Genomic DNA, 19,793 nt, shown 5'->3' on the forward strand with positions numbered 1-19,793 from the left:
TCCCTGGAGGGATCTAAGTAGCTCAGCCCCGCCGCCGCCCTCTTGCCCACACGGCGAAGGCGATGAGCACGGCGCCTGCAAGCGTGAACCAGGTGATGGCGTATTGCAGGTGATCGTCCTTGAGATGCACGTCGAGCGGCCCCGGCCGCGGAATGCCGTTCTCGGGCGCCGGCTGCTCGAGGTCGACATAGAACGGCGCAACCGCGCCCCAGCCCAGCGCGCTCGCGATCGCCACGTGATCGCGCACGAACCACAGCCGCTTGTCGCGGTTCTCCGCCGGGGTCAGCCAGCCAGGGGCTTCGGGGAAGCGCAGATAGCCGGTGAACGAGACCTCCTGCCCCGTGACGAGCTTCTTGACCGCGCGATCCTCGACGCTGCGATCCTGCATGGTGTTTTCGACGAAGCCCGCATCGATCACCACCGTCTCGCCGCTCGGCAGCCGTGCCGGCAGGAACGCCCAGGTGCCGGGCCCTGACGCGTCCTTGCGCACGGCGGATCCGGGGGAATAGACCATCGCGTCGGGCAATGGCGCATAGGTCGCGGTAAAGCTGACACGGCGGAATTCATCGCGCGCGGGGCTTAGCGCGGCCCATCGTGCCGGCGGCGGCAGAGCGACCGGTGCCTCCGCGAGACGCTCGGTGAGTGCGGCGATCAGCTCGTGCTTGGCGAGGCGGCGCTGCAATTGCCAGACACCGAGCACGACACAGACCGCGGTCAGGAATAGCGTGAACAGCGCGAAGCCGGCCACGCGGGGCTTGCGCGCGGTCTCGTTCATTTCGCGCGGTCGACCAGCCGGCCCGGCGCCGCCTTGTGGTGGAATTGCAGCGCGATCAGCAGCGACTTCATGGCGCGCAACGGCAGCAGGGTGGTTGCGAGAATCAACGGCAGCCACAACACCGCGTGCAGCCAGTACGGCGGCTGGTACTTGACCTCGACGACGAGCGCGCAGCCGACCACGATCGCGCCGGCCAGCATGATGATGAAGATCGCCGGGCCGTCACCGGAATCGATGAAGGCGTAGTCGAGGCCGCAACGGTCGCAGGACGGCGCAAGCGTCAGGAAGCCCGCATAGAGCTTGCCCTGGCCGCAGCGCGGGCATTTGCAGGCAAGCCCGCGCAGCGCGCTCTGCAGGACGGTGGCTTGCGACTCGGACGTGTCGTCGGCTTTGTTCATGATGACAGGGTCTATCACAGTTTCTGCCGAAACCCCTGCGCGCAAAAAAGCAAAAGGGCGGCCCCGGGGCCGCCCTTTCTCGATCCGAAGTCAGCCCGCTCAGTGCGCGCCGTGGGCCATGGTCTCGGCGCCGTGTCCCCAGACATAGATGCAGAGGAACAGGAACAGCCAGACCACGTCGACGAAGTGCCAGTACCAGGCGGCGAACTCGAAGCCGAGATGCTGGGTCGGCGTGAAGTGGCCGGCATAGGCGCGGAACAGGCATACCAGCAGGAAGATGGTGCCGACCAGCACATGGAAGCCGTGGAAGCCGGTCGCCATGAAGAAGGTCGCGCCGTAGACGTTGCCGCCGAAGGAGAATGCCGCGTGGCTGTACTCATAGGCCTGCACGCAGGTGAAGAGCGCGCCGAGCACGACGGTCAGGATCAGGCCATACTTCAGGCCCTGGCGATCGTTCTCGAGCAGCGCATGGTGGGCCCAGGTCACCGTGGTGCCGGAGGTGAGCAGGATCAGCGTGTTCAGGAGCGGCAGATGCCAGGGATCGAAGGTCTCGATGCCGTGCGGCGGCCAGGTGCCCGGCACGGCGCAGGCGCCGGCCGCGGTCCCGAGACCACAGCCGAACACCGCATCGCGGGTGGCGTGGACGGCGTCGGCGGGGAATAGCGCTGCGTTGAAATAGGCCCAGAACCAGGCGACGAAGAACATCACCTCGGAGGCGATGAACAGGATCATGCCGTAGCGGTGATGCAGCTGCACGACGCGGGTGTGGTCGCCCTTGTACTGGGCTTCCCTGATCACGTCGGCCCACCAGCTCGCCATGGTGTAGAGCACACCGACGGTGCCGACACCGAAGATGATCGGCGCGGCCGAGAACATGTGGTGCATCCAGGTGATCGCGCCGACCGCCATGATGAAGGCCGAGATGGAGCCGACGACGGGCCATGGCGAGGGATCGACCAGGTGGTAGTCGTGATGTTTGGTGTGCGCCGTTGCCATATGCGGTCTCGCTCCTCAATCCCGTGCCTGTCCGGCACTTATCCCCTTGTTTCCACCCCCCGGACGTGAGCCCGGCGGTCAGAGATTTCCCTTGCGTTTGTCGTTCTCACCAGATGCCAGCGGCTTCACCACCGGATCCTTCACCGGATAGAACGTGTAGGACAGCGTGATGGTGTTCAGCCCGTCGTTCTCGTGGTCGTCGGCGATCGACGGATCGACGTAGAACACGACCGGCATCTCGCGCTTCTCGCCGGGCGCCATGGTCTGCTCGGTGAAGCAGAAGCAGTTGATCTTCTGGAAATAGGATCCGACCGTCAGCGGCGCGACATTGTAGGCGGCCTGGCCGGCGGTGGTCCGCGCGGCCTGGTTGGTCACCGTATAAAAGACGGTCACGACCTGGCCGATATTGACCTCGATCTCGCTCTGCTCGGGCTCGAACTTCCAGGGCAGGCCGGGCGCGACGTTGGAATCGAAGCGCACCGCGATCTTCCGTGCGATCGGGCCGCTGGCCGGCGCCGAGGTCGCGACCTGGGTCGTGCCGTTGAAGCCGGTGGCGCGGCAGAACCAGTTGTAGAACGGCACCGCCGCGTAGGAGGCGCCGACCATCAGCGCGACCACGCCGCCGCAGATCGAGGCGACCACCACGTCGCGGCCAAGCCCCTTGGAAGGCCTATGCGCCTTGGTGGCCGTCCGGCTCTGATCCTGCGATATGGTCGGCTTCTGATCCATGTTTCCTACATCGGCCGGACGAGCACGGCCGGCCCCTTGACCATGGTCACGGCGAAGAACAGCACCACGAGCACGCCGAGCGCGAGTGCGATCGCGACCGAGCGCTGACGACGGCTCTTCTTCTGCGCCTCGGTGAGGACGATTCCATCTATCTCGGGTTTGTCGGCCATCCCTGTGATCATGCGCCCCCTACCATCGGCGCAAGCGCCCGGAACACCACCTCGGCCAGCAAGGTCGCAAACAGCGCGAACAGATAAAGGATGGAGAACGCAAACAGCTTGCGGGTCGCCCGCAGCGATTGGCTGCGCTCGCGGCGGACATAGACGTTGACGGCGAACGCCAGCATGCCAGCGCCGAGGATCAGCGAGACGATGCCGTAGATGGCGTCGAAATAGCCGAGCGCCCAGGGCGCAGCTGCGACCGCGATCAGCACGATGGTGTAGAGCAGGATCTGAAGCCGCGTCGCGTCGGGACCGGCGACGTTGGGCAGCATCGGAATGCCGGCGCGGGCGTAATCGTCGGAGCGGAACAGCGCCAGCGCCCAGAAGTGCGGCGGCGTCCAGAAGAAGATGATGGCGAACAGCAGCAGCGGCTCAACGTCGACCGTGCCTGTGACCGCGGCCCAGGCCACCACCGGCGGCAGCGCGCCGGCGGCACCGCCGATCACGATATTCTGCGCGGTCCAGCGCTTCAGGCCGATCGTGTAGATCACGACGTAGAAGAAGATGGTGAAGGCGAGCAGCGCGCCCGCGATCCAGTTGACGAGGATGCCGAGCGTCATCACCGAGAAGAAGGCGAGCGTCATGCCGAAGGTCATCGCCTCGGGGCGGGTGATGCGCCCGCGCGGAATCGGCCGGTTCGCCGTGCGCGACATCTTGGCGTCGATGTCGCCTTCCAGCGCCATGTTGAGCGCGCCGGACGCGCCGGCGCCGACGGCGATGCAGAGCAGCGAGGTGATGGCCAGCACCGGGTGGAAATGCCCGGGCGCCAACGCCATTCCGACCAGCGCGGTGAAGATCACCAGCGACATCACCCGCGGCTTCAGGAGCGCGATGTAATCGCCAACCTCCGCTTCGGAGATACGGGGATTAATGTCGATGGCGTTGTGGTCGAGGACGGACACTAGACTGACTCGCTTCGTTGTCGAGCCGCGGCGCCCGTCACGGGCGCCGCGAGCATTGGCTTACTGCACGCGGGGCAGCACTTCGAACTGGTGGAACGGCGGGGGCGAGGGCAACGTCCATTCCAGCGTGGTCGCACCTGCACCCCACGGATTGTCGCCGGCCGGCACCTTCTTCGCGAAGGCGTCGATCACGCAGTAGAGGAAGATCAGCACGCCGAAGCCGGAGATGTAGGAGCCGACCGACGAGACCAAATTCCAGCCCGCGAACGCGTCGGGATAATCGACATAGCGGCGCGGCATGCCCGACAAGCCGAGGAAGTGCTGCGGGAAGAACACCAGGTTCACGCCGATGAAGGTGACCCAGAAGTGCGCCTTGGCAAGCCCTTCATTGTACATGTAGCCCGACATCTTGGGGAACCAGTAGTACCAGCCGGCGAAGATTCCGAACACCGCACCGAGCGACAGCACGTAGTGGAAGTGCGCGACGACGTAGTAGGTCTCCTGGAGCACGCGGTCGACGCCGGCATTCGCCAGCACCACACCGGTGACGCCGCCGACGGTGAACAGGAAGATGAATCCCACCGCCCAGATCATCGGCGCGCGGAACTCGATCGAGCCGCCCCACATCGTGGCGATCCATGAGAATATCTTCACGCCGGTCGGGACCGCGATGACCATCGTGGCGGCGACGAAATAGGCCTGGGTCGCCGACGACATGCCGACCGTGTACATATGGTGCGCCCAGACCACGAAGCCGATGCCGCCGATCGCGACCATGGCGTAGGCCATGCCGAGATAGCCGAACACGGGCTTGCGCGAGAAGGTCGAGACGATCTGGCTGACCATGCCGAAGGCGGGCAGGATCAGGATGTACACTTCAGGGTGACCGAAGAACCAGAACAGATGCTGGAACAGCACGGGATCGCCGCCGCCTTCCGGATTGAAGAACGTCGTGCCGAAATTGCGGTCGGTGAGCAGCATCGTGATCGCACCGGCGAGCACCGGCAGCGACAACAGCAGCAGGAACACCGTCACCAGGATCGACCACACGAACAGCGGCATCTTGTGCAGGGTCATGCCCGGCGCGCGCATGTTGAAGATGGTGGTGATGAAGTTGATGGCGCCGAGGATCGACGAGGCGCCCGCCAGATGCAGCGACAGGATCGCGAAGTCGACGGCCGGGCCCGGGTGGCCCGAGCTCGACAGCGGCACGTACATGGTCCAGCCGGCACCGACACCGTTGGCGCCCGGCTCGCCCTCGACGAAGGTCGACATCAGCAGCAGCGCGAAGGAGGCCGGCAGCAGCCAGAACGAGATGTTATTCATGCGCGGGAACGCCATGTCGGGCGCGCCGATCATCAGCGGCACGAACCAGTTGCCGAAGCCGCCGATCATCGCGGGCATGACCATGAAGAAGATCATGATCAGGCCGTGGGAGGTCACGAACACATTGTAGGTGTGCGTCTCGTGGAAGATCTGCACGCCCGGATACATCAGCTCGGCACGGATCGCGATCGACATCGCGGCGCCGATGACGCCGGCGATGACCGCGAAGATCAGGTACATCGTGCCGATGTCCTTGTGGTTGGTCGAATAGACGTAGCGCCGCCATCCGGTCGGATGGGCATGCTCGTCATGTCCGTGGTCTTGCGCGTGATCGCCGTGTGTCGCTGCGCTCGTTGCCATTTTCTAATCCTGCCTTGCGTCCCGATCGGACCTCTGGAGGTCCCGCCTTATGTCGCTTTCAGTTTCCTCGAACCCTTCGCCCGGCGCTCACTGCGTCGGGCCGGCCGTGGAGGCGTAGGTGCTGGTGCCGCCGCTCGCGTATTTCTTCTTCGCCGTCTCGACCCAGGAGGCGAACTCCTGATCGTTCACCACGCGGATGGCGATCGGCATGAAGGCGTGGTCCTTGCCGCACAATTCCGAGCACTGGCCGTAGAACATCCCGGTCGTGGTGGCCTTGAACCAGGTCTCGTTCAGGCGGCCCGGAATGGCGTCGATCTTGACGCCAAAGGCCGGCAGCGCAAAGGCATGAATCACGTCGGCGCCGGTCACCTGAACCCGGACCACCTTGTTGACGGGCACCACCATCTCGTTGTCGACGCCGAGCAGGCGGGGCTGCTTGTCCTGGGCCATCAGCGAGTCGAACTCGAACTTGCCGTTATCCGGGTAGGCGTAGGACCAGTACCACTGCTTGCCGGTGGCCTTGATGGTCAGATCCGCCTTCGGCACGTCGAGCTCGAGGAACAGGAGGCGGAACGACGGCACCGAGATTCCGACCAGAATCAGCACCGGAACCAGCGTCCACGCCACCTCGATCAGCGTGTTGTGCGTGGTCCGCGACGGCACCGGGTTGGCCCTCGCGTTGAACTTGACGACCACGATCACGAGCAGCGCCAGAACGAACAGCGTGATCAGCGTGATCAGCACGAACAGGAAATTGTGGAACCAGACGATGTTGTCCATCACCGGGGAAGCGGACTGCTGAAGCGTCCACTCCCACGCAGCCGGTTGCCCGAGCTCGGCAAATGCCGCACCGCCCGTCGCCAGCGTCAGACCCGCCACGGCCAATCCCAGCAAGTGCCGGCCCACCGGGCCCATCGACATCTTCATGCCGTTCGCGCTCCCCTAACGAAATCACCCCAAGTGCATTCCCCTATTTTCGGGAACGCTTTATTCGATCCCCCCGTCTGACAAACCGCCGCGCAAGAATACCTCTAAGAGGAATTGGGGCCAGATCGCTAGAACGCCGAAATCAAGCCTCTCAAACCATAATTCTTGATCTATCGCAATGCAGTCTTGAGCCTCGCCTGTCAGCCATCACCCGCAAGATATTTCCTAGTAACATCAAACAAAAATACCGTTTTCCCGGGATGCTGCGCCTTGACAGCGGAATTGCCCGCGGTAGGCACTGGCGGACAGCCGCACCGGAACCTGATTCGTGCGGGCGACGGCGACCGTGGCGGCGTGGAATTTGCTTGCGAATCGCCTTCAAGACGCCGTCATTCCCGTATCAGTCCGCCGGGTGCGAGCGACCCAGGCGAGCAGAGGGACCGACCCGATGGGGTTTTCGAGATCCATGGCAAGGCGGGCTAGAAGCCAGGCTGGCGGCCTCACGATGCTGGCTGCCCTGCTGGCGGCCCTCGTCGTCCTAGCGCTTCCGGGCCTCGCCCATGCGCAGGGCGCGGTGCGCTCCGTCCATGGCGACTGGCAGATCCGCTGCGACACCCCGCCGGGCGCCCAGTCCGAGCAATGTGCCCTGATCCAGAGCGTGGTGGCCGAAGACCGCTCCAACGCCGGCCTGACCGTGATCGTTCTCAAGACGGCCGACCAGAAGAGCCGCCTGATGCGGGTCGTCGCCCCCCTCGGCGTTCTCCTGCCCTCCGGGCTCGGCCTCAAGCTCGACAACCAGGATGTCGGCCGTGCCGGCTTTGTCCGCTGCCTGCCCAATGGCTGCGTCGCCGAGGTCGTCATGGATGACAAGCTGCTCGGCCAGCTCCGCACCGCCAAGACCGCGACCTTCATCATCTTCGAGACCCCGGAACAAGGCATCGGCTTCCCGCTCAGCCTGAACGGGCTCGGCGAGGGATATGACAAGCTGCCGTAGGCTATTCCCGGTTTAATAAATCTCAAGGCACGCAGTGCTGTCATCGCTCTCGAAAGATTCAATCGTCCGCGCGTGCCGGCGAAGCAGAGCCGCAATCGTCGCGGTCGTTTGATTGCCAGCCCGAAGCCAAATCACTTTGGGTGGAGAGCCCAACAGGGCCGCCAGCTCGGCAAAATCGACGTCCTGAGTCACAATCGCGAAGCCATTTGCCTTCGCAAATTCCCAAAGCGCACGGTCCGCAGCTTCGGATAGTCCGTGAGACCTGACGTGACTGGAGTCTGGAAACAGGTCGGCGATCATCGGGCAAAGCATGAAACTGAGGTTCTGATCGAACAGCAGCCTCATATCGGTGCGGTTACCAATCGCCTCTCGCGGTCGGCGGCATAGGCCAGGCAAGCGCGGATATCGTCCTCGGTCAGTTCGGGGAAGTCGTCGAGGATTTGGGCGTGGGTCTGGCCAGCGGCCAGCCAGCCGAGCACATCTGCCACAGCGATCCGCATGTGGCGGATGCAGGGCCGCCCGCCACGCTTGCCAGGTTCAATCGAGATGATGTCTCGGTAATTCATGGAGCTAGCATAGCATCGATCGGCTTCCGCGTCAGGGCTCCTTGCTCCCAGCCCTTCCCTATCGTTTCCGTAATGTGACGGCCAAGCCCCTCGCGGAACCGCCGGGAAACCATTATCTTGCCTCACATCCCCCGATAATGGACGGACGCATGACCAACCCTGCCACAACCTCCCTGCTCGACCGCGCCAATCTCGATCGCGACCGGGTTCGCAACGAACTCGCGCGCGGGCTTGCCGGTGCCGACGACGGCGAATTGTTCCTGGAATACAGCCAGACCGAAGCGCTGATGTTCGACAATGGGCGGCTGAAGCAGGCGACCTACGACACCTCACAGGGCTTTGGCCTGCGCGCCGTCAAGGACGACGCGGTCGGCTACGCGCATTCCTCCGACGTGTCGCTGCCGGCGCTGATTCGCGCCGCGGACGCGGTCGCGGCCGTGCGCGGCGGTTATTCCGGCAGCTTCGCGGCGCCTCCGCCGCATACCAATGTACGGCTCTACGCCGACGACAATCCGCTCGATGCCCCCGGCTTCGAGACCAAGGTCAAACTGCTCGCCGAGATCGACGCCTATCTGCGCGACAAGGATCCGCGGGTGCGGCAGGTCAGCGTCAGTCTGGGCGCGACCTGGCAGGTGGTCGAGATCCTGCGGCCCGACGGCGAAAGCTATCGCGACATCCGCCCGCTCGTGCGCGTCAACGTCTCCGTCGTCGCCGGTCAGGGCGACCGCCAGGAGAGCGGCAGCAAGGGCTATGGCGGCCGCGCCGGCTACGCCGAATTCATCGAAAGCAAGAATTGGCGCGACGCCGCCGACGGCGCGCTGCGCGAGGCCCTCGTCAATCTGGAATCGATTCCCGCCCCCGCCGGCGAGATGGACGTGGTGCTCGGGGCCGGCTGGCCTGGCGTAATGCTGCATGAGGCGGTCGGCCATGGGCTCGAAGGTGACTTCAACCGCAAGAAGACGTCGGCATTTGCCGGTCTGATGGGCCAGCAGGTCGCGGCAAAGGGCGTGACCGTAGTCGACGACGGCACCATTGCCTCGCGCCGCGGTTCGCTGTCGATCGACGACGAGGGCACGCCGACCAACCGCACCGTGCTGATCGAGGACGGCGTCCTGGTCGGCTACATGCAGGACCGTCAGAATGCGCGCCTGATGAACATGAAGCCGACCGGCAACGGCCGCCGCCAGGGCTACGCCCATGTGCCGATGCCGCGCATGACCAACACCTACATGCTCGCGGGCGACCGAGATCCGGCCGAGATCCTCGCCTCGGTGAAGAACGGCGTCTTCGCCGCGAACTTCGGCGGCGGCCAGGTCGACATCACCTCGGGCAAATACGTGTTTCAGTGCACCGAGGCCTACAAGATCGAGAACGGCAAGATCGGTGCGCCTCTGAAGGGCGCCATGCTGATCGGCAACGGGCCGACCGACCTGCATCGCATCCGCATGATCGGCAACGACCTCGCGCTCGATACCGGCATCGGTACCTGCGGCAAGAACGGCCAGGGCGTGCCGGTCGGCGTCGGCCAGCCGTCGCTGTTGATGGAACGCATTACGGTGGGTGGAACAGGCGGATGAGCGTCGAGAAGATAACTGTCACCACCAAGCGGAAGAGCAGCGGCTGGGCTGGCCAGCTGATGCAGCTCGCCGGCATCGTCGCGGCGGTGTTCATCGCCAAGGGCGCGCTGGCCGAGCCGTTCTACGTGCCGTCCGGCTCGATGGAGCCGACGCTGTTGATCGGCGACGCATTGATCGCCTCGAAATTCCCCTACGGCTACGGTACCTCGTCGCTGCCGATCCAGATCAACCTGCCCGAGAGCGGCCGCGTCTTCGCGGAGACGCCGAAGCAGGGCGACGTCGTGGTCTTCCGCTGGCCCGGCGACCGCTCGCAGGCCTGGGTCAAACGCGTCGTGGGTCTGCCCGGCGACCGCATCCAGCTGCGCCAGGGCCAGCTCTTCGTCAACGACCGCCCCGCCGAGCTGAAGCCGGACGGCGTTGGCGCCGCCGAGGACGACAATGGCGGCAGCGAACCCGCCTATCGCTATGTCGAGACGCTACCGAACGGCGTCTCGCATCTGATCTTCAAGATGCGCGACAACGGTCCGCTCGACAACACGCAGGAAGTAACGGTGCCTGCAGGCCATCTCTTCGTGCTCGGCGACAACCGCGACAACTCCGCCGACAGCCGCGTGCCGTTGCGCTCCGGCGGCGTCGGCATGTTGCCGATCGACAATCTGGTCGGCCGCGCGGATGCCGTGCTCGGATCCTGGGATCTCGGCATCCGCGGCCAGCCGGTGTGGACCTGGCTGTCCGGATTTCGCATGGCGCGGTTTTTCACCGCCGTGCATTGAACCGATCTCATGACCTTCGACGACGTCAGAAAATTCGCACTGACGTGGCCGGAGGTCGAGGACGGCACCTCCTACGGCACGCCTGCACTGAAGGTGCGGAAGAAGATGCTGGCGCGTCTGAAGGAAGATGGCGACAGCCTGGTGATGCCGGACATCCCGATCGACGAGCGCGCGATGCTGGTCGAGAGCCAGCCGAAAACCTTCTATTTCAGCGATCACTACGCCGATTATCCGATAGTGCTGATCCGCCTGTCCAAGGCAAAGCGCGCGATCGTGGAGCCGCTGCTGCGGCGGCGTTGGCGCACGCTGGCTTCGAAGGCGGCGCGCGCTCGACACGACGCGCGCGAGGGCGAGTGAGTCGGGCGGATTAGCGAAGTTAATCGAGCTCTCTCGCTTCTGAGGCGGGCAAACTCTGGTTGGTTACGCCTTCAACAAACGCACCCGACCAAGCTAGACCGCTATCTCACGACGCCCGACGTGAACCCTGCCTTCCGCCGCGGCGGCTTGATTTCCTTTTTCAGGAAGCAGCGCGCTTCGCGTCCGGTGTAGCCGGGGCGCGCATAGGTGAAGGCGCGGCATTTGTTGTCGGCGGTGCAGGCGGCCTTGCAGGCTTCTTCGCCTTCGCCGTCCTTCATCTCGAAATTGCGCAAATCGCCGCCGGGGCGGTCGATCGAGGTCTCCACGCCTTCGACACGCGGCTCGATCACGCCAGCGCCGCGCACACCGGAGATGCAGCAGCTTCCCGGCACGCGCGCAGGCACCGTGTTCTTCAGCCAGCACACCGCCGAGCCGCCTTCGACGTCCGGATAGCTGAAGCTCCACGAGCGGCAACGGCGGTCGCGCTCGCACAGCAGCGCGCAATCCTCGGGATCGCCCGACGTGACCGGGGTGCTGAAATAGTCTCCGCCAGGCCGGTCGAACGCCGTCTGGGCGCGCGCAGGCCCGCTCGCAAACGCGAGCGAAAGCAGCGCGGCGCAGGCCACGATGCTTGCCAGGACGCGTGCCATGACGGCCAGGCGGCCCTTCCCCATCGGAACAGCTTTCGAGTTATTGACGACGCTCGGGTTTTTCAGCCGGCCATTTGATCGCCGCAAACCTGTACGGGCGATGAACGGCTCGGATCCCGATCGTTAGGCCTTGGGTCTAGAACGCGTATTCCGCGTAGGCCGGTTCCACCGAGCCGTTCCAGGGCCCGTTGAACTTGTCGAGCATCTCCTCGGCCGGCGTGCGGCCGGAATCGATGATGCGATCGAGCGGCTCAAGATGCCTGGTCTCGTCGCGGCCGAGCTGGTCGATCCGGCCGCGCCGGCGCAAGCCGGCATGTGCCAGAACGAGGCACTCCTTTGCGATCTCGAACAGATAGCGGTCCTTGATCCGCGACTTGAAGCCGAAGCGCGGCACGTCGTCGCGCAGGGCCTGACGCTCATGCGCGCTCCAGTGCTTCACAAGGTCCCAGGCGGCATCCAGCGACACATCGTCGTAGAGCAGCCCGGCCCAGAACGCCGATAGCGCCGGCAATCGACCCCACGGTCCACCATCGGAGCCGCGCATCTCGAGATAGCGCTTGAGCCGCACCTCCGGGAAAATCGTCGAAAGATGGTTGGCCCAGTCCGACAGCGTCGGACGTTCGCCGGGCAAATTGTTGTTGCGGGCATCGAAGAAGGCGCGGAACGAGGAGCCGGAGACGTCGATGTAATCCTCGTCGCGTTTGACGAAATACATGGGCACGTCGAGCGCATAGTCGACATAGCGCTCGAAGCCCATGCCGTCCTCGAATGCCCACGGCATCATGCCGGCGCGCGCGTTGTCGGTGTCGCGCCAGATCTCGGACCGGAAGGAGAGGAAGCCGTTCGGCTTGCCCTCGGTAAACGGCGAATTGGCGAACAAGGCGGTTGCGACCGGCTGGAGCGCGAGCGAGACACGCAGCTTCTTGACCATGTCGGCTTCGGAGGAGAAGTCGAGATTGGTCTGTACCGTGCAGGTCCGGTACATCATGTCGAGGCCGTACTGGCCGACCTTCGGCATGTAATTGGTCATGATCTTGTAGCGGCCCTTGGGCATCACCGGGATGTCGGCGCGCGACCAGGACGGGGTCATGCCGAGCCCGAGGAAGCCGATGCCGAGCGGCGTTGCGATCTCGCGCACCTGCGCCAGATGCGCCATCAGCTCGCTCTGGGTCTGGTGCACGTTCTCGACGGGGGCGCCCGAAAGCTCGAACTGCCCGCCGGGCTCGAGCGAGATCGCGCCGCCGCCGGTGACGTCGTAGAGGCCGATGATGTTGCCCTTCTCCATGATCGGCTCCCAGCCGAGCAGGAGCTTCATGCCTTCGAGCAGCGCGCCGATACCGCGCGGGCCTTCGTAGGGCACCGGGCGGTGGCCTTCGAGCGTGAACGGCGTCTTCTCATGCTCGGTGCCCATGCGGAATTCGGACGGGTCCTTGCAGCCTTCCTCGAACCACTTGACGAGCTCGTCGCGCGATTGCAACGGCGTCATATCGATCTGGTCTCGCGCCATATCAAACTCTAATCAAAAGGCGCTTCGACCGAACGCGCGCGGGTGACGGGATGGTCCGCGAACCCATCGGGTGCACGGACGAGCTGGTGTGCCGCGCGCTCATCGCGACGGCGTGGTTTCGTTGGCGTGGACGATGGGCGGCAGTTTCATCTCGCCGCACGAGCAGCCCAGACGGTCGAGCAGACCGCTGAGCTTCACGGCATCTGCATCGGACAGCTTTGAGCCGACATATTTCTCGATCGCGGCCGAATAGGCGCCCCACATCCGCTTCTGCAATTCGCGGCCAGCTTCCGTGATCTCCACGAACTGGCCGCGCTTGTCGATCTTGCATTCACGCCGCGAGGCAAGGCCTTCGTCGACCAGGCGGTCGATCAGCCGCGATGTCGAATATTGCGGGATCAGCATCTGCCGTTCGAGTTCGACCGGCCGGAGTTCGCCCGAAGGCGCCCGTGACAGTTCGAGCAGCGCGTCATACCATGCAAGCGGCGGGAAGCCGGCCTTCTTCAGGTCCTGCTCGACACAATTGAGCACGCGGCTCTGCACCCGCATCAAGCGGATCCAGGCGGAAGTCGCCTCGGTCGATGGTTTGCGTTTCATGGTCCCGCTCAAGCTCGTCGCCCGTCTCTTACCCTATTCGATGCACCTGCATCAATCTTGACTATTTCAAGCAGATGCATGTAGTCGTTCTTTCGCCTGAACCAAGCAACAAGAGGAGGAAATTCCATGAAATTGTACTATTCGCCCGGTGCCTGCTCGCTATCCCCCCATATCGCGCTCCTGGAAGCCGGCCTGCCCTATGAACTGGTCAAGGTGGATATCCGGGCCAAGAAGCTCGAAAACGGTGAGGATTATCTGAAGCTGAACCCCAAGGGCCAGGTCCCTGCGCTGGGCCTCGATAGCGTAGAGATCGTGACCGAAGGCCCGGTGATTGTCCAGATGATCGCCGATCAGGCCTCAGCCAAGGCGCTGGCGCCGGCCCATGGCAGCTCCGAGCGCTACAGCTGCTCGAATGGCTGAACTTCCTCACCTCGGAGGTCCACAAGAGCTTCGGCCCGATGTTCGCGCCGGCGCTGAACGACGAGGCCAAGGCCTTCTTCAAGGACCGAGTCATGGGCAAGCTGAAATACATCGACAGCCAGCTCGCCGGCCGCGACTACCTCATGGGCAAGCAGTTCACGGTGGCTGACGGCTATCTCTTCACGATACTGACCTGGGGCGACCGGATGAAGTTCGACCTCTCGGCGATGCCGAATCTTGCCGCCTACAAAACCCGCGTCGCGGCGCGGCCGCAGGTGCAGGAAGCGATGAAGAAGGAAGGACTGATCCAGGCGGCCTGAGGCGCACATGCGAAAGGCCGGATCGAGAATCCGGCCTTTCGTATTTTTCATCCTGGCTACGGTTCAGAGAATCACGCCGCCGCCTTCTTCGGAGCGAAGCGGCCGTAGAAGGTTTCTCCCTTCGCGGCCATCTCCTCGAGGAGTTTCGGCGGGGTGAAGCGCGAGCCGTATTTCGCTTCCAGCTTGTGGCAAAGTTCGACGAACTTCTTGGGGCCCATGAAGTCGATATAGGACAGCGTGCCACCGGTGAACGGCGCAAAGCCGAAGCCGAGGATCGAGCCGACGTCTGCTTCGCGCGGATCGGTGATGACGTGATCCTCCACCGTGCGCGCGGCTTCCACCGCCTGCACCACAAGGAAGCGCTGCTTCAACTCCTCGACGTCGAGCGTATCAGGGTCGAGCTGCTTGGGCTGCAGCGCGGACAAGCCCGGCCACAGGCTCTTCTGACCCTTGCCCTTCTCGGGATAGTCGTAGAAGCCTTTGCTGTTCTTGCGGCCCAGACGGCCCTGCTTCTCGACCATTTCCACCATCAGCTTCTTCTGATCGGGATTGATGGCGTTGGGGCCGAGGTCGGCTTCCGTCGCCTTCATGATCTTGAGCCCGAGGTCGAGCGCGACCTCGTCCGATAGCGAGAGCGGGCCGACCGGCATGCCGGCCATCTTGGCGCAATTCTCGATCATCGCGGGCGGCACGCCTTCGAGGAACATCTCGTTGCCTTCGGCGACGTAGCGGCCGACGCAGCGATTGGCGAAGAAGCCGCGGCTGTCGTTGACGACGATCGGCGTCTTGCCGATCTGCCGGACGTAGTCGAGCGCGGTCGCGATCGCGAGATCGCCGGTGTTCTTGCCCTGAATGATCTCGACCAGCATCATCTTCTCGACCGGCGAGAAGAAGTGGATGCCGACGAACCTGCCCTGGTCCTTGAAGGATTCCGCCAGCGAGGTGATCGGAAGCGTCGAGGTGTTGGACGCGAAGATCACGTCCGGCTTCATATGCTCCTGCGCCTTGGCAAAGGTATCAGCCTTGACCTTGCGGTCCTCGAACACGGCCTCGATGACGAGATCGACGTCCTTCAGCGCTGCATAGTCCGCGGTCGGCGTGATGCGCGCGAGCAGGGCTTCTGCGTCGCCGGGCTTGGCGCGGCCCTTCTTGATCTGCTCCTCGATCACCTTTTGCGCATGCGCCTTGCCCTTGTCGGCGCTCTCCTGGTCGCGATCGATCAGGACGACGTCGAGGCCGGCACGGGCCGAGACATAGCCGACGCTCGCGCCCATGAAGCCGGCGCCGATCACGGCGATCTTCTTCACCTTGGTCGGCGGCACATCCTTTGGACGGCGCGCGCCCTTGTTGAGCTCCTGCATCGACAGGAACAGGCTGCGGATCATTGCGGCCGCTTCCTTCGAGCGCAGCACCGAGGTGAAATAGCGCGACTCGACGCGCAGCGCGGCGTCGATCGGCAGCTGCAGGCCCTCATAGACGCAGCTCATGATCGCGCGTGCGGCCGGATAATTGTCGTAGGTCTCGCGGCGATAGATCGCGTTGCCGGCCGGGAACATCATCATGCCGGCCTTGGAGAACACCGGGCCGCCGGGCAGCTTGAAGCCCTTCTCGTCCCAGGGCGCGACTGCCTTGCCGCCGCCCTTGATCCAGTCCTTTGCCGCCTTGATGAGATCGGTGGGGGGAACGACGGCGTGGATCAGATTCAGCGCCTTGGCTTTCTCGACCGTGACCGGATCGCCCTTGAGCAGGATCGTCATCGCGTCCTGCGGCGGCACCAGGCGCGGCACGCGCTGCGTGCCGCCGGCGCCGGGGAACAGGCCGACCTTGACCTCGGGCAGGCCAAGGCGGGTCTTGGGATTTTCCGCCGCCACGCGATAGTGGCAGCATAGCGTGATCTCGAAACCGCCGCCGAGCGCGAGGCCGTTGATCGCCGCCGCCCACGGCTTGCCGGAGGTCTCGATCGAGCGCAGCACCTGCGAGAAGCGCCGGCTCTGCTCGAACAGCATCTGGTTCGCCGCGGTCTCGCCCTGTTCCTTGAAGACCTTCGCGTAGGCCTGGTTCATGCCTTCGAGCATGGAAAGATCGGCACCCGCGCAGAACGCTTCCTTGGCAGAGGTGATGACGACGCCCTTCACCGCGGCGTCGGCCGTGGTCGCCTTGACGATCGCATCGAGCTCGCTGGTCGAGGTCTCGTCGAGCACGTTCATCGAACGGCCCGGGATGTCCCAAGTGACCAGCGCGATGCCGTCGGAATCGGTCTCAACCTTGAAGTTCTTGTAAGCCATGCTGGTTGCTCCCCTACCCTTAGACACGTTCGATGATGGTCGCGGTGCCCATGCCGCCGCCGATGCACAGCGTCACCAGTGCGGTCGATTTGTTGGTGCGCTCGAGCTCGTCGAGCACGGTGCCGAGGATCATCGCACCGGTCGCGCCAAGAGGATGGCCGAGCGCAATCGCGCCGCCATTGACGTTGATCTTGGCATTGTCGATGTCGAAGGCCTGAATGTAGCGCAGCACGACGGAGGCGAAGGCCTCGTTGAGCTCGAACAGGTCGATGTCCGACTTCTTCATGCCGGAGCGCGCAAACAGCTTTTCGGTGACGTCGACCGGGCCGGTCAGCATCATCGCGGGTTCAGAGCCGATATTGGCGAAGGCGCGGATCTTTGCGCGCGGCTTCAGCCCGTGCTTGCCGCCGGCTTCCTTGCTGCCGAGCAGAACCGCGCCGGCACCGTCGACGATGCCCGACGAATTGCCGGCGTGGTGCACGTAATTGACGCGTTCGATTTCCGGATGCGACTGTACCGCGACGCCATCGAAGCCGCCCATCTGCGCCATCATCGTGAACGCCGGCTGCAACTGTGCCAGCGACTGCATCGTCGTCGACGGACGCATGTGCTCGTCCTTGGCAAGGATGGTGAGGCCGTTGATGTCCTTCACCGGGACGACCGACTTGTCGAAGCGGCCTTCATCCCAGGACTTCGCCGCCCGCTGCTGGCTCTGCACCGCATAGGCGTCGACGTCGTCACGCGAGAAGCCGTATTTGGTCGCGATCAGATCGGCCGAGACACCTTGCGGCATGAAATAGGCCGGCACGGCCATCGACGGGTCCATTGGCCAGGCGCCGCCGGAGGCACCGATGCCGACGCGGCTCATCGATTCGGCGCCGCCGCCGATCACGAGCTCGTGCTGGCCGCTCATCACCTGGGCTGCGGCAAAATTCACGGCATCGAGGCCGGAGGCGCAGAAGCGACTGATCTGCACGCCCGGAACCGCTTCTCCGAGGCCCGCCTTCAGCGCGGCAAAGCGCGCGATGTCGGAGCCGGCTTCGCCGACGGGATCGACCACGCCGAGAATGACGTCATCGACGGAATCTTCCGGCAGGTTATTGCGGTCCTTGAGCGCCTTGAGCGGCACGGTCGCGAGCGCGAGCGCGGTGACTTCGTGCAGCGCGCCGTCCGCCTTGCCGCGGCCGCGCGGGGTGCGGACGTGGTCGTAGATGAATGCCTCAGGCATGACGCCCTCCTGATGTGATGATGTTCTGGTCGTGATCTGGTTTGGACGGGTCGCAGCGAAAGCGGTTTCAGAACGCTTCCGCCGGCAGTTCCATGATGGTGGCGCAGCCGGCCTGGATGCGCGCGAGATTGGCGGCGGTCTCCGGCAGCATCCGCTCCATGAAGAAGCGGCCGGTGACGAGCTTGGTCGAGAGATAAGGCGTCGTCCCGCTCTCGGCAATCTTGGCTTGCGTCACCTTCGCCATCTTCGCCCACATGTAGCCGAGCGCAACGAAACCGAACAGATTCAGGTAATCGGTCGCGGCGGCACCGGCATTGTCGGGCTTCGCCATCGCGTTCTGCATCAGCCACGTCGTGGCCTGCTGGAGATGGCCGAGCGAAGCCGAGAGCGGGGTAATGTAGGGCTTCATCGCCTCGTCGCCGCCGTTGTCCTTGGCAAAGGCCATGACCTCGCCGAAGAACGCCATGATGGCGCGGCCGCCGTCGCGGGGCAGCTTGCGGCCGACGAGGTCGAGCGCCTGGATGCCGTTGGCGCCTTCGTAGATCATGGCGATGCGGGCATCGCGCACGAACTGCTCCATGCCCTGCTCGGCGATGTAGCCGTGGCCGCCATACATCTGCTGGGCCTGCACCGCGTTGGCGAAGCCGTAATCGGTGAGAAAGCCTTTCAGCACGGGCGTCATGAGGCCCATGTGATCGTCGGCGGCCTGGCGATCCTTGGGATCCTCGGAGCGGTGGGCGACGTCGCTCTTCAGCGCAGTCCACATCACGAAGGCGCGGGCGGCCTCGTTGAAGGCACGGATCGACAGCAGCGTGCGGCGCACGTCGGGATGCACGATGATCGGATCGGCCGGCTTATCCGGCGCCTTGGCGCCGGTGAGCGAACGGCCCTGGATGCGATCCCGGGCATAGGCGACCGCGTTCTGATACGCCACTTCCGACTGCGCGAGACCCTGCACGGCGACGCCGAGGCGGGCTTCGTTCATCATCACGAACATGCCCTGCATGCCCTTGTTCTCTTCGCCGATCAGCCAACCGGTGGCGTTGTCGTAGTTCATCACGCAGGTGGAATTGCCGTGGATGCCCATCTTGTGCTCGATCGAGCCGCAGACCACGCCGTTGCGTGCGCCGACCGAACCATCGGCATTGACGAGGAATTTCGGCACCACGAACAGCGACACGCCCTTGATGCCGGCGGGCGCGCCCTCGATGCGGGCCAGCACGAGGTGGATGATGTTGGGCGCGAGGTCATGCTCGCCGGCCGAGATGAAGATCTTGGTGCCCGTGATCTTGAAGCTGCCGTCGGCCTGCCGCACCGCCTTGGTGCGGAGCATGCCGAGATCGGTGCCGCAATGCGGCTCGGTCAGGTTCATGGTGCCGGTCCACTCGCCCGCCACCATCTTCGGCACGTAGGTCTGCTTCTGCTCGGGAGTGCCGTGGACGATCAGCGCCGCGGTCGCGCCCATGGTGAGGCCGCCATACATCGAAAACGCCATATTGGCGGAGATCTGGAATTCGTTGACGGCCTGCGAGAGCGTCACCGGCAGGCCTTGGCCGCCATACTCGGTCGGTGCCGACAGGCCGAGCCAGCCGCCTTCGGCGACCTGCTTGAACGCGTCCTTGAAGCCCTTCGGTGTGGTGACGCTGCCGTCATCGGCGCGCTTGCAGCCTTCGAGATCGCCGACGCGATTGAGCGGCTGGAGCACCTCTTCGGCAAGCTTGGCAGCTTCGCCGAGAATGGCTTCGCGCACGTCGCTCGACGCATCGGAGAAGCCGGCCAGATTGTCGTAGCGGTCGATCTGGAAGACGTCGTTGAGCAGGAAGTTCACGTCTTCGACGGGGGCTTTGTAGATCGGCATGGTGGTCTCCCGGCAGGCCTTGAAGTG

The 19,793-nt window shown here is 64.4% G+C and carries 20 protein-coding genes and 1 pseudogene; 5 read left to right on the forward strand and 16 right to left on the reverse strand.

Annotated features, from left to right (window positions below; translation table 11 throughout):
* Window positions 1-22 precede the first annotated feature (22 nt).
* The 8 genes from ABIB66_RS24725 to coxB form a co-directional block, all read right to left on the reverse strand.
* Window positions 23-775 carry an SURF1 family protein gene (locus ABIB66_RS24725; protein ID WP_354207610.1) on the reverse strand — a complete coding sequence of 251 codons (753 nt, stop codon included), beginning with the start codon at window positions 773-775 and terminating at the stop codon, window positions 23-25.
* Window positions 772-1,173, reverse strand: a complete 402-nt coding sequence (locus ABIB66_RS24730; RefSeq protein ID WP_354207608.1) for a DUF983 domain-containing protein — start codon at window positions 1,171-1,173, stop codon at window positions 772-774. Before ABIB66_RS24730 ends, ABIB66_RS24725 begins: the two co-directional genes overlap by 4 nt.
* Before the next feature lie 99 nt (window positions 1,174-1,272).
* Entirely contained in the window at window positions 1,273-2,169 is an 897-nt protein-coding gene (locus ABIB66_RS24735) for a cytochrome c oxidase subunit 3 (RefSeq protein ID WP_275174514.1), read from the reverse strand.
* Between the two features lie 78 nt (window positions 2,170-2,247).
* Window positions 2,248-2,898, reverse strand: a complete 651-nt coding sequence (locus ABIB66_RS24740) for a cytochrome c oxidase assembly protein (RefSeq protein ID WP_354207605.1) — start codon at window positions 2,896-2,898, stop codon at window positions 2,248-2,250.
* A gap of 5 nt (window positions 2,899-2,903) precedes the next feature.
* Window positions 2,904-3,080 (reverse strand): cytochrome c oxidase system small membrane protein, encoded by a 177-nt coding sequence (locus tag ABIB66_RS24745; RefSeq protein ID WP_275174516.1) that lies wholly within the window; start codon window positions 3,078-3,080, stop codon window positions 2,904-2,906.
* Entirely contained in the window at window positions 3,077-4,021 is a 945-nt protein-coding gene (locus ABIB66_RS24750; RefSeq protein WP_275174517.1) for a heme o synthase, read from the reverse strand. The genes ABIB66_RS24745 and ABIB66_RS24750 overlap by 4 nt, the downstream gene beginning before the upstream one ends.
* Before the next feature lie 60 nt (window positions 4,022-4,081).
* Entirely contained in the window at window positions 4,082-5,707 is a 1,626-nt protein-coding gene (gene ctaD, locus ABIB66_RS24755; protein WP_354063595.1) for a cytochrome c oxidase subunit I, read from the reverse strand.
* A gap of 87 nt (window positions 5,708-5,794) precedes the next feature.
* Window positions 5,795-6,634 (reverse strand): cytochrome c oxidase subunit II, encoded by an 840-nt coding sequence (coxB, locus tag ABIB66_RS24760; protein WP_275174519.1) that lies wholly within the window; start codon window positions 6,632-6,634, stop codon window positions 5,795-5,797.
* Window positions 6,635-7,082: 448 nt separating this feature from the next.
* Here coxB and ABIB66_RS24765 point away from each other — a divergent pair, with 448 nt between their 5' ends.
* Window positions 7,083-7,628, forward strand: coding sequence for an invasion associated locus B family protein (locus ABIB66_RS24765; protein ID WP_354255969.1), 546 nt, complete (start codon window positions 7,083-7,085; stop codon window positions 7,626-7,628).
* A 12-nt stretch (window positions 7,629-7,640) separates the two neighbouring features.
* Here ABIB66_RS24765 and ABIB66_RS24770 read toward each other — a convergent pair whose 3' ends face one another.
* Window positions 7,641-7,973 carry a DUF5615 family PIN-like protein gene (locus tag ABIB66_RS24770; protein ID WP_354207601.1) on the reverse strand — a complete coding sequence of 111 codons (333 nt, stop codon included), beginning with the start codon at window positions 7,971-7,973 and terminating at the stop codon, window positions 7,641-7,643.
* The gene (locus tag ABIB66_RS24775) at window positions 7,970-8,194 is read right to left on the reverse strand and encodes a DUF433 domain-containing protein (RefSeq protein WP_007599426.1); all 225 of its coding nucleotides are present in this window, start codon (window positions 8,192-8,194) and stop codon (window positions 7,970-7,972) included. The genes ABIB66_RS24770 and ABIB66_RS24775 overlap by 4 nt, the downstream gene beginning before the upstream one ends.
* 149 nt (window positions 8,195-8,343) lie before the next feature.
* Here ABIB66_RS24775 and tldD point away from each other — a divergent pair, with 149 nt between their 5' ends.
* The 3 genes from tldD to ABIB66_RS24790 are packed head-to-tail and all read left to right on the forward strand — an operon-like array spanning window position 8,344 to window position 10,901.
* Window positions 8,344-9,771 carry a metalloprotease TldD gene (gene tldD, locus ABIB66_RS24780; RefSeq protein ID WP_354207599.1) on the forward strand — a complete coding sequence of 476 codons (1,428 nt, stop codon included), beginning with the start codon at window positions 8,344-8,346 and terminating at the stop codon, window positions 9,769-9,771.
* Complete coding sequence (gene lepB, locus ABIB66_RS24785; RefSeq protein WP_354063590.1) at window positions 9,768-10,544, forward strand: signal peptidase I; 777 nt, start codon at window positions 9,768-9,770, stop codon at window positions 10,542-10,544. Before tldD ends, lepB begins: the two co-directional genes overlap by 4 nt.
* Window positions 10,545-10,553: 9 nt before the next feature.
* Window positions 10,554-10,901 carry an MmcQ/YjbR family DNA-binding protein gene (locus ABIB66_RS24790; RefSeq protein ID WP_354207597.1) on the forward strand — a complete coding sequence of 116 codons (348 nt, stop codon included), beginning with the start codon at window positions 10,554-10,556 and terminating at the stop codon, window positions 10,899-10,901.
* A gap of 101 nt (window positions 10,902-11,002) precedes the next feature.
* On the opposite strand, the gene ABIB66_RS24795 is transcribed toward ABIB66_RS24790, so the two are convergent.
* From ABIB66_RS24795 to ABIB66_RS24805, 3 genes are all read right to left on the reverse strand, one after another.
* Window positions 11,003-11,575 carry a PAN domain-containing protein gene (locus tag ABIB66_RS24795; protein WP_275174525.1) on the reverse strand — a complete coding sequence of 191 codons (573 nt, stop codon included), beginning with the start codon at window positions 11,573-11,575 and terminating at the stop codon, window positions 11,003-11,005.
* A gap of 112 nt (window positions 11,576-11,687) precedes the next feature.
* Window positions 11,688-13,058 carry a glutamate--cysteine ligase gene (locus ABIB66_RS24800; RefSeq protein WP_354207594.1) on the reverse strand — a complete coding sequence of 457 codons (1,371 nt, stop codon included), beginning with the start codon at window positions 13,056-13,058 and terminating at the stop codon, window positions 11,688-11,690.
* A gap of 99 nt (window positions 13,059-13,157) precedes the next feature.
* Window positions 13,158-13,655 carry a MarR family winged helix-turn-helix transcriptional regulator gene (locus ABIB66_RS24805; protein WP_027515263.1) on the reverse strand — a complete coding sequence of 166 codons (498 nt, stop codon included), beginning with the start codon at window positions 13,653-13,655 and terminating at the stop codon, window positions 13,158-13,160.
* A gap of 126 nt (window positions 13,656-13,781) precedes the next feature.
* Between ABIB66_RS24805 and gstA the strand changes: the two are divergent.
* Window positions 13,782-14,395: pseudogene (gene gstA, locus ABIB66_RS24810) on the forward strand (glutathione transferase GstA).
* 71 nt (window positions 14,396-14,466) lie between these two features.
* Here gstA and ABIB66_RS24815 read toward each other — a convergent pair.
* The 3 genes from ABIB66_RS24815 to ABIB66_RS24825 all read right to left on the reverse strand — a co-directional run bounded on the left by ABIB66_RS24815 (window position 14,467) and on the right by ABIB66_RS24825 (window position 19,766).
* Window positions 14,467-16,680 (reverse strand): FAD-dependent oxidoreductase, encoded by a 2,214-nt coding sequence (locus tag ABIB66_RS24815; protein ID WP_354207592.1) that lies wholly within the window; start codon window positions 16,678-16,680, stop codon window positions 14,467-14,469.
* 19 nt (window positions 16,681-16,699) lie between these two features.
* The gene (locus ABIB66_RS24820) at window positions 16,700-17,908 is read right to left on the reverse strand and encodes an acetyl-CoA C-acetyltransferase (RefSeq protein WP_354207590.1); all 1,209 of its coding nucleotides are present in this window, start codon (window positions 17,906-17,908) and stop codon (window positions 16,700-16,702) included.
* A gap of 67 nt (window positions 17,909-17,975) precedes the next feature.
* Window positions 17,976-19,766 (reverse strand): acyl-CoA dehydrogenase C-terminal domain-containing protein, encoded by a 1,791-nt coding sequence (locus ABIB66_RS24825; protein ID WP_354207588.1) that lies wholly within the window; start codon window positions 19,764-19,766, stop codon window positions 17,976-17,978.
* Window positions 19,767-19,793 lie beyond the last annotated feature (27 nt).

The sequence above is a fragment of the Bradyrhizobium sp. F1.13.3 genome (assembly GCF_040548265.1).
Classification (GTDB): domain Bacteria; phylum Pseudomonadota; class Alphaproteobacteria; order Rhizobiales; family Xanthobacteraceae; genus Bradyrhizobium.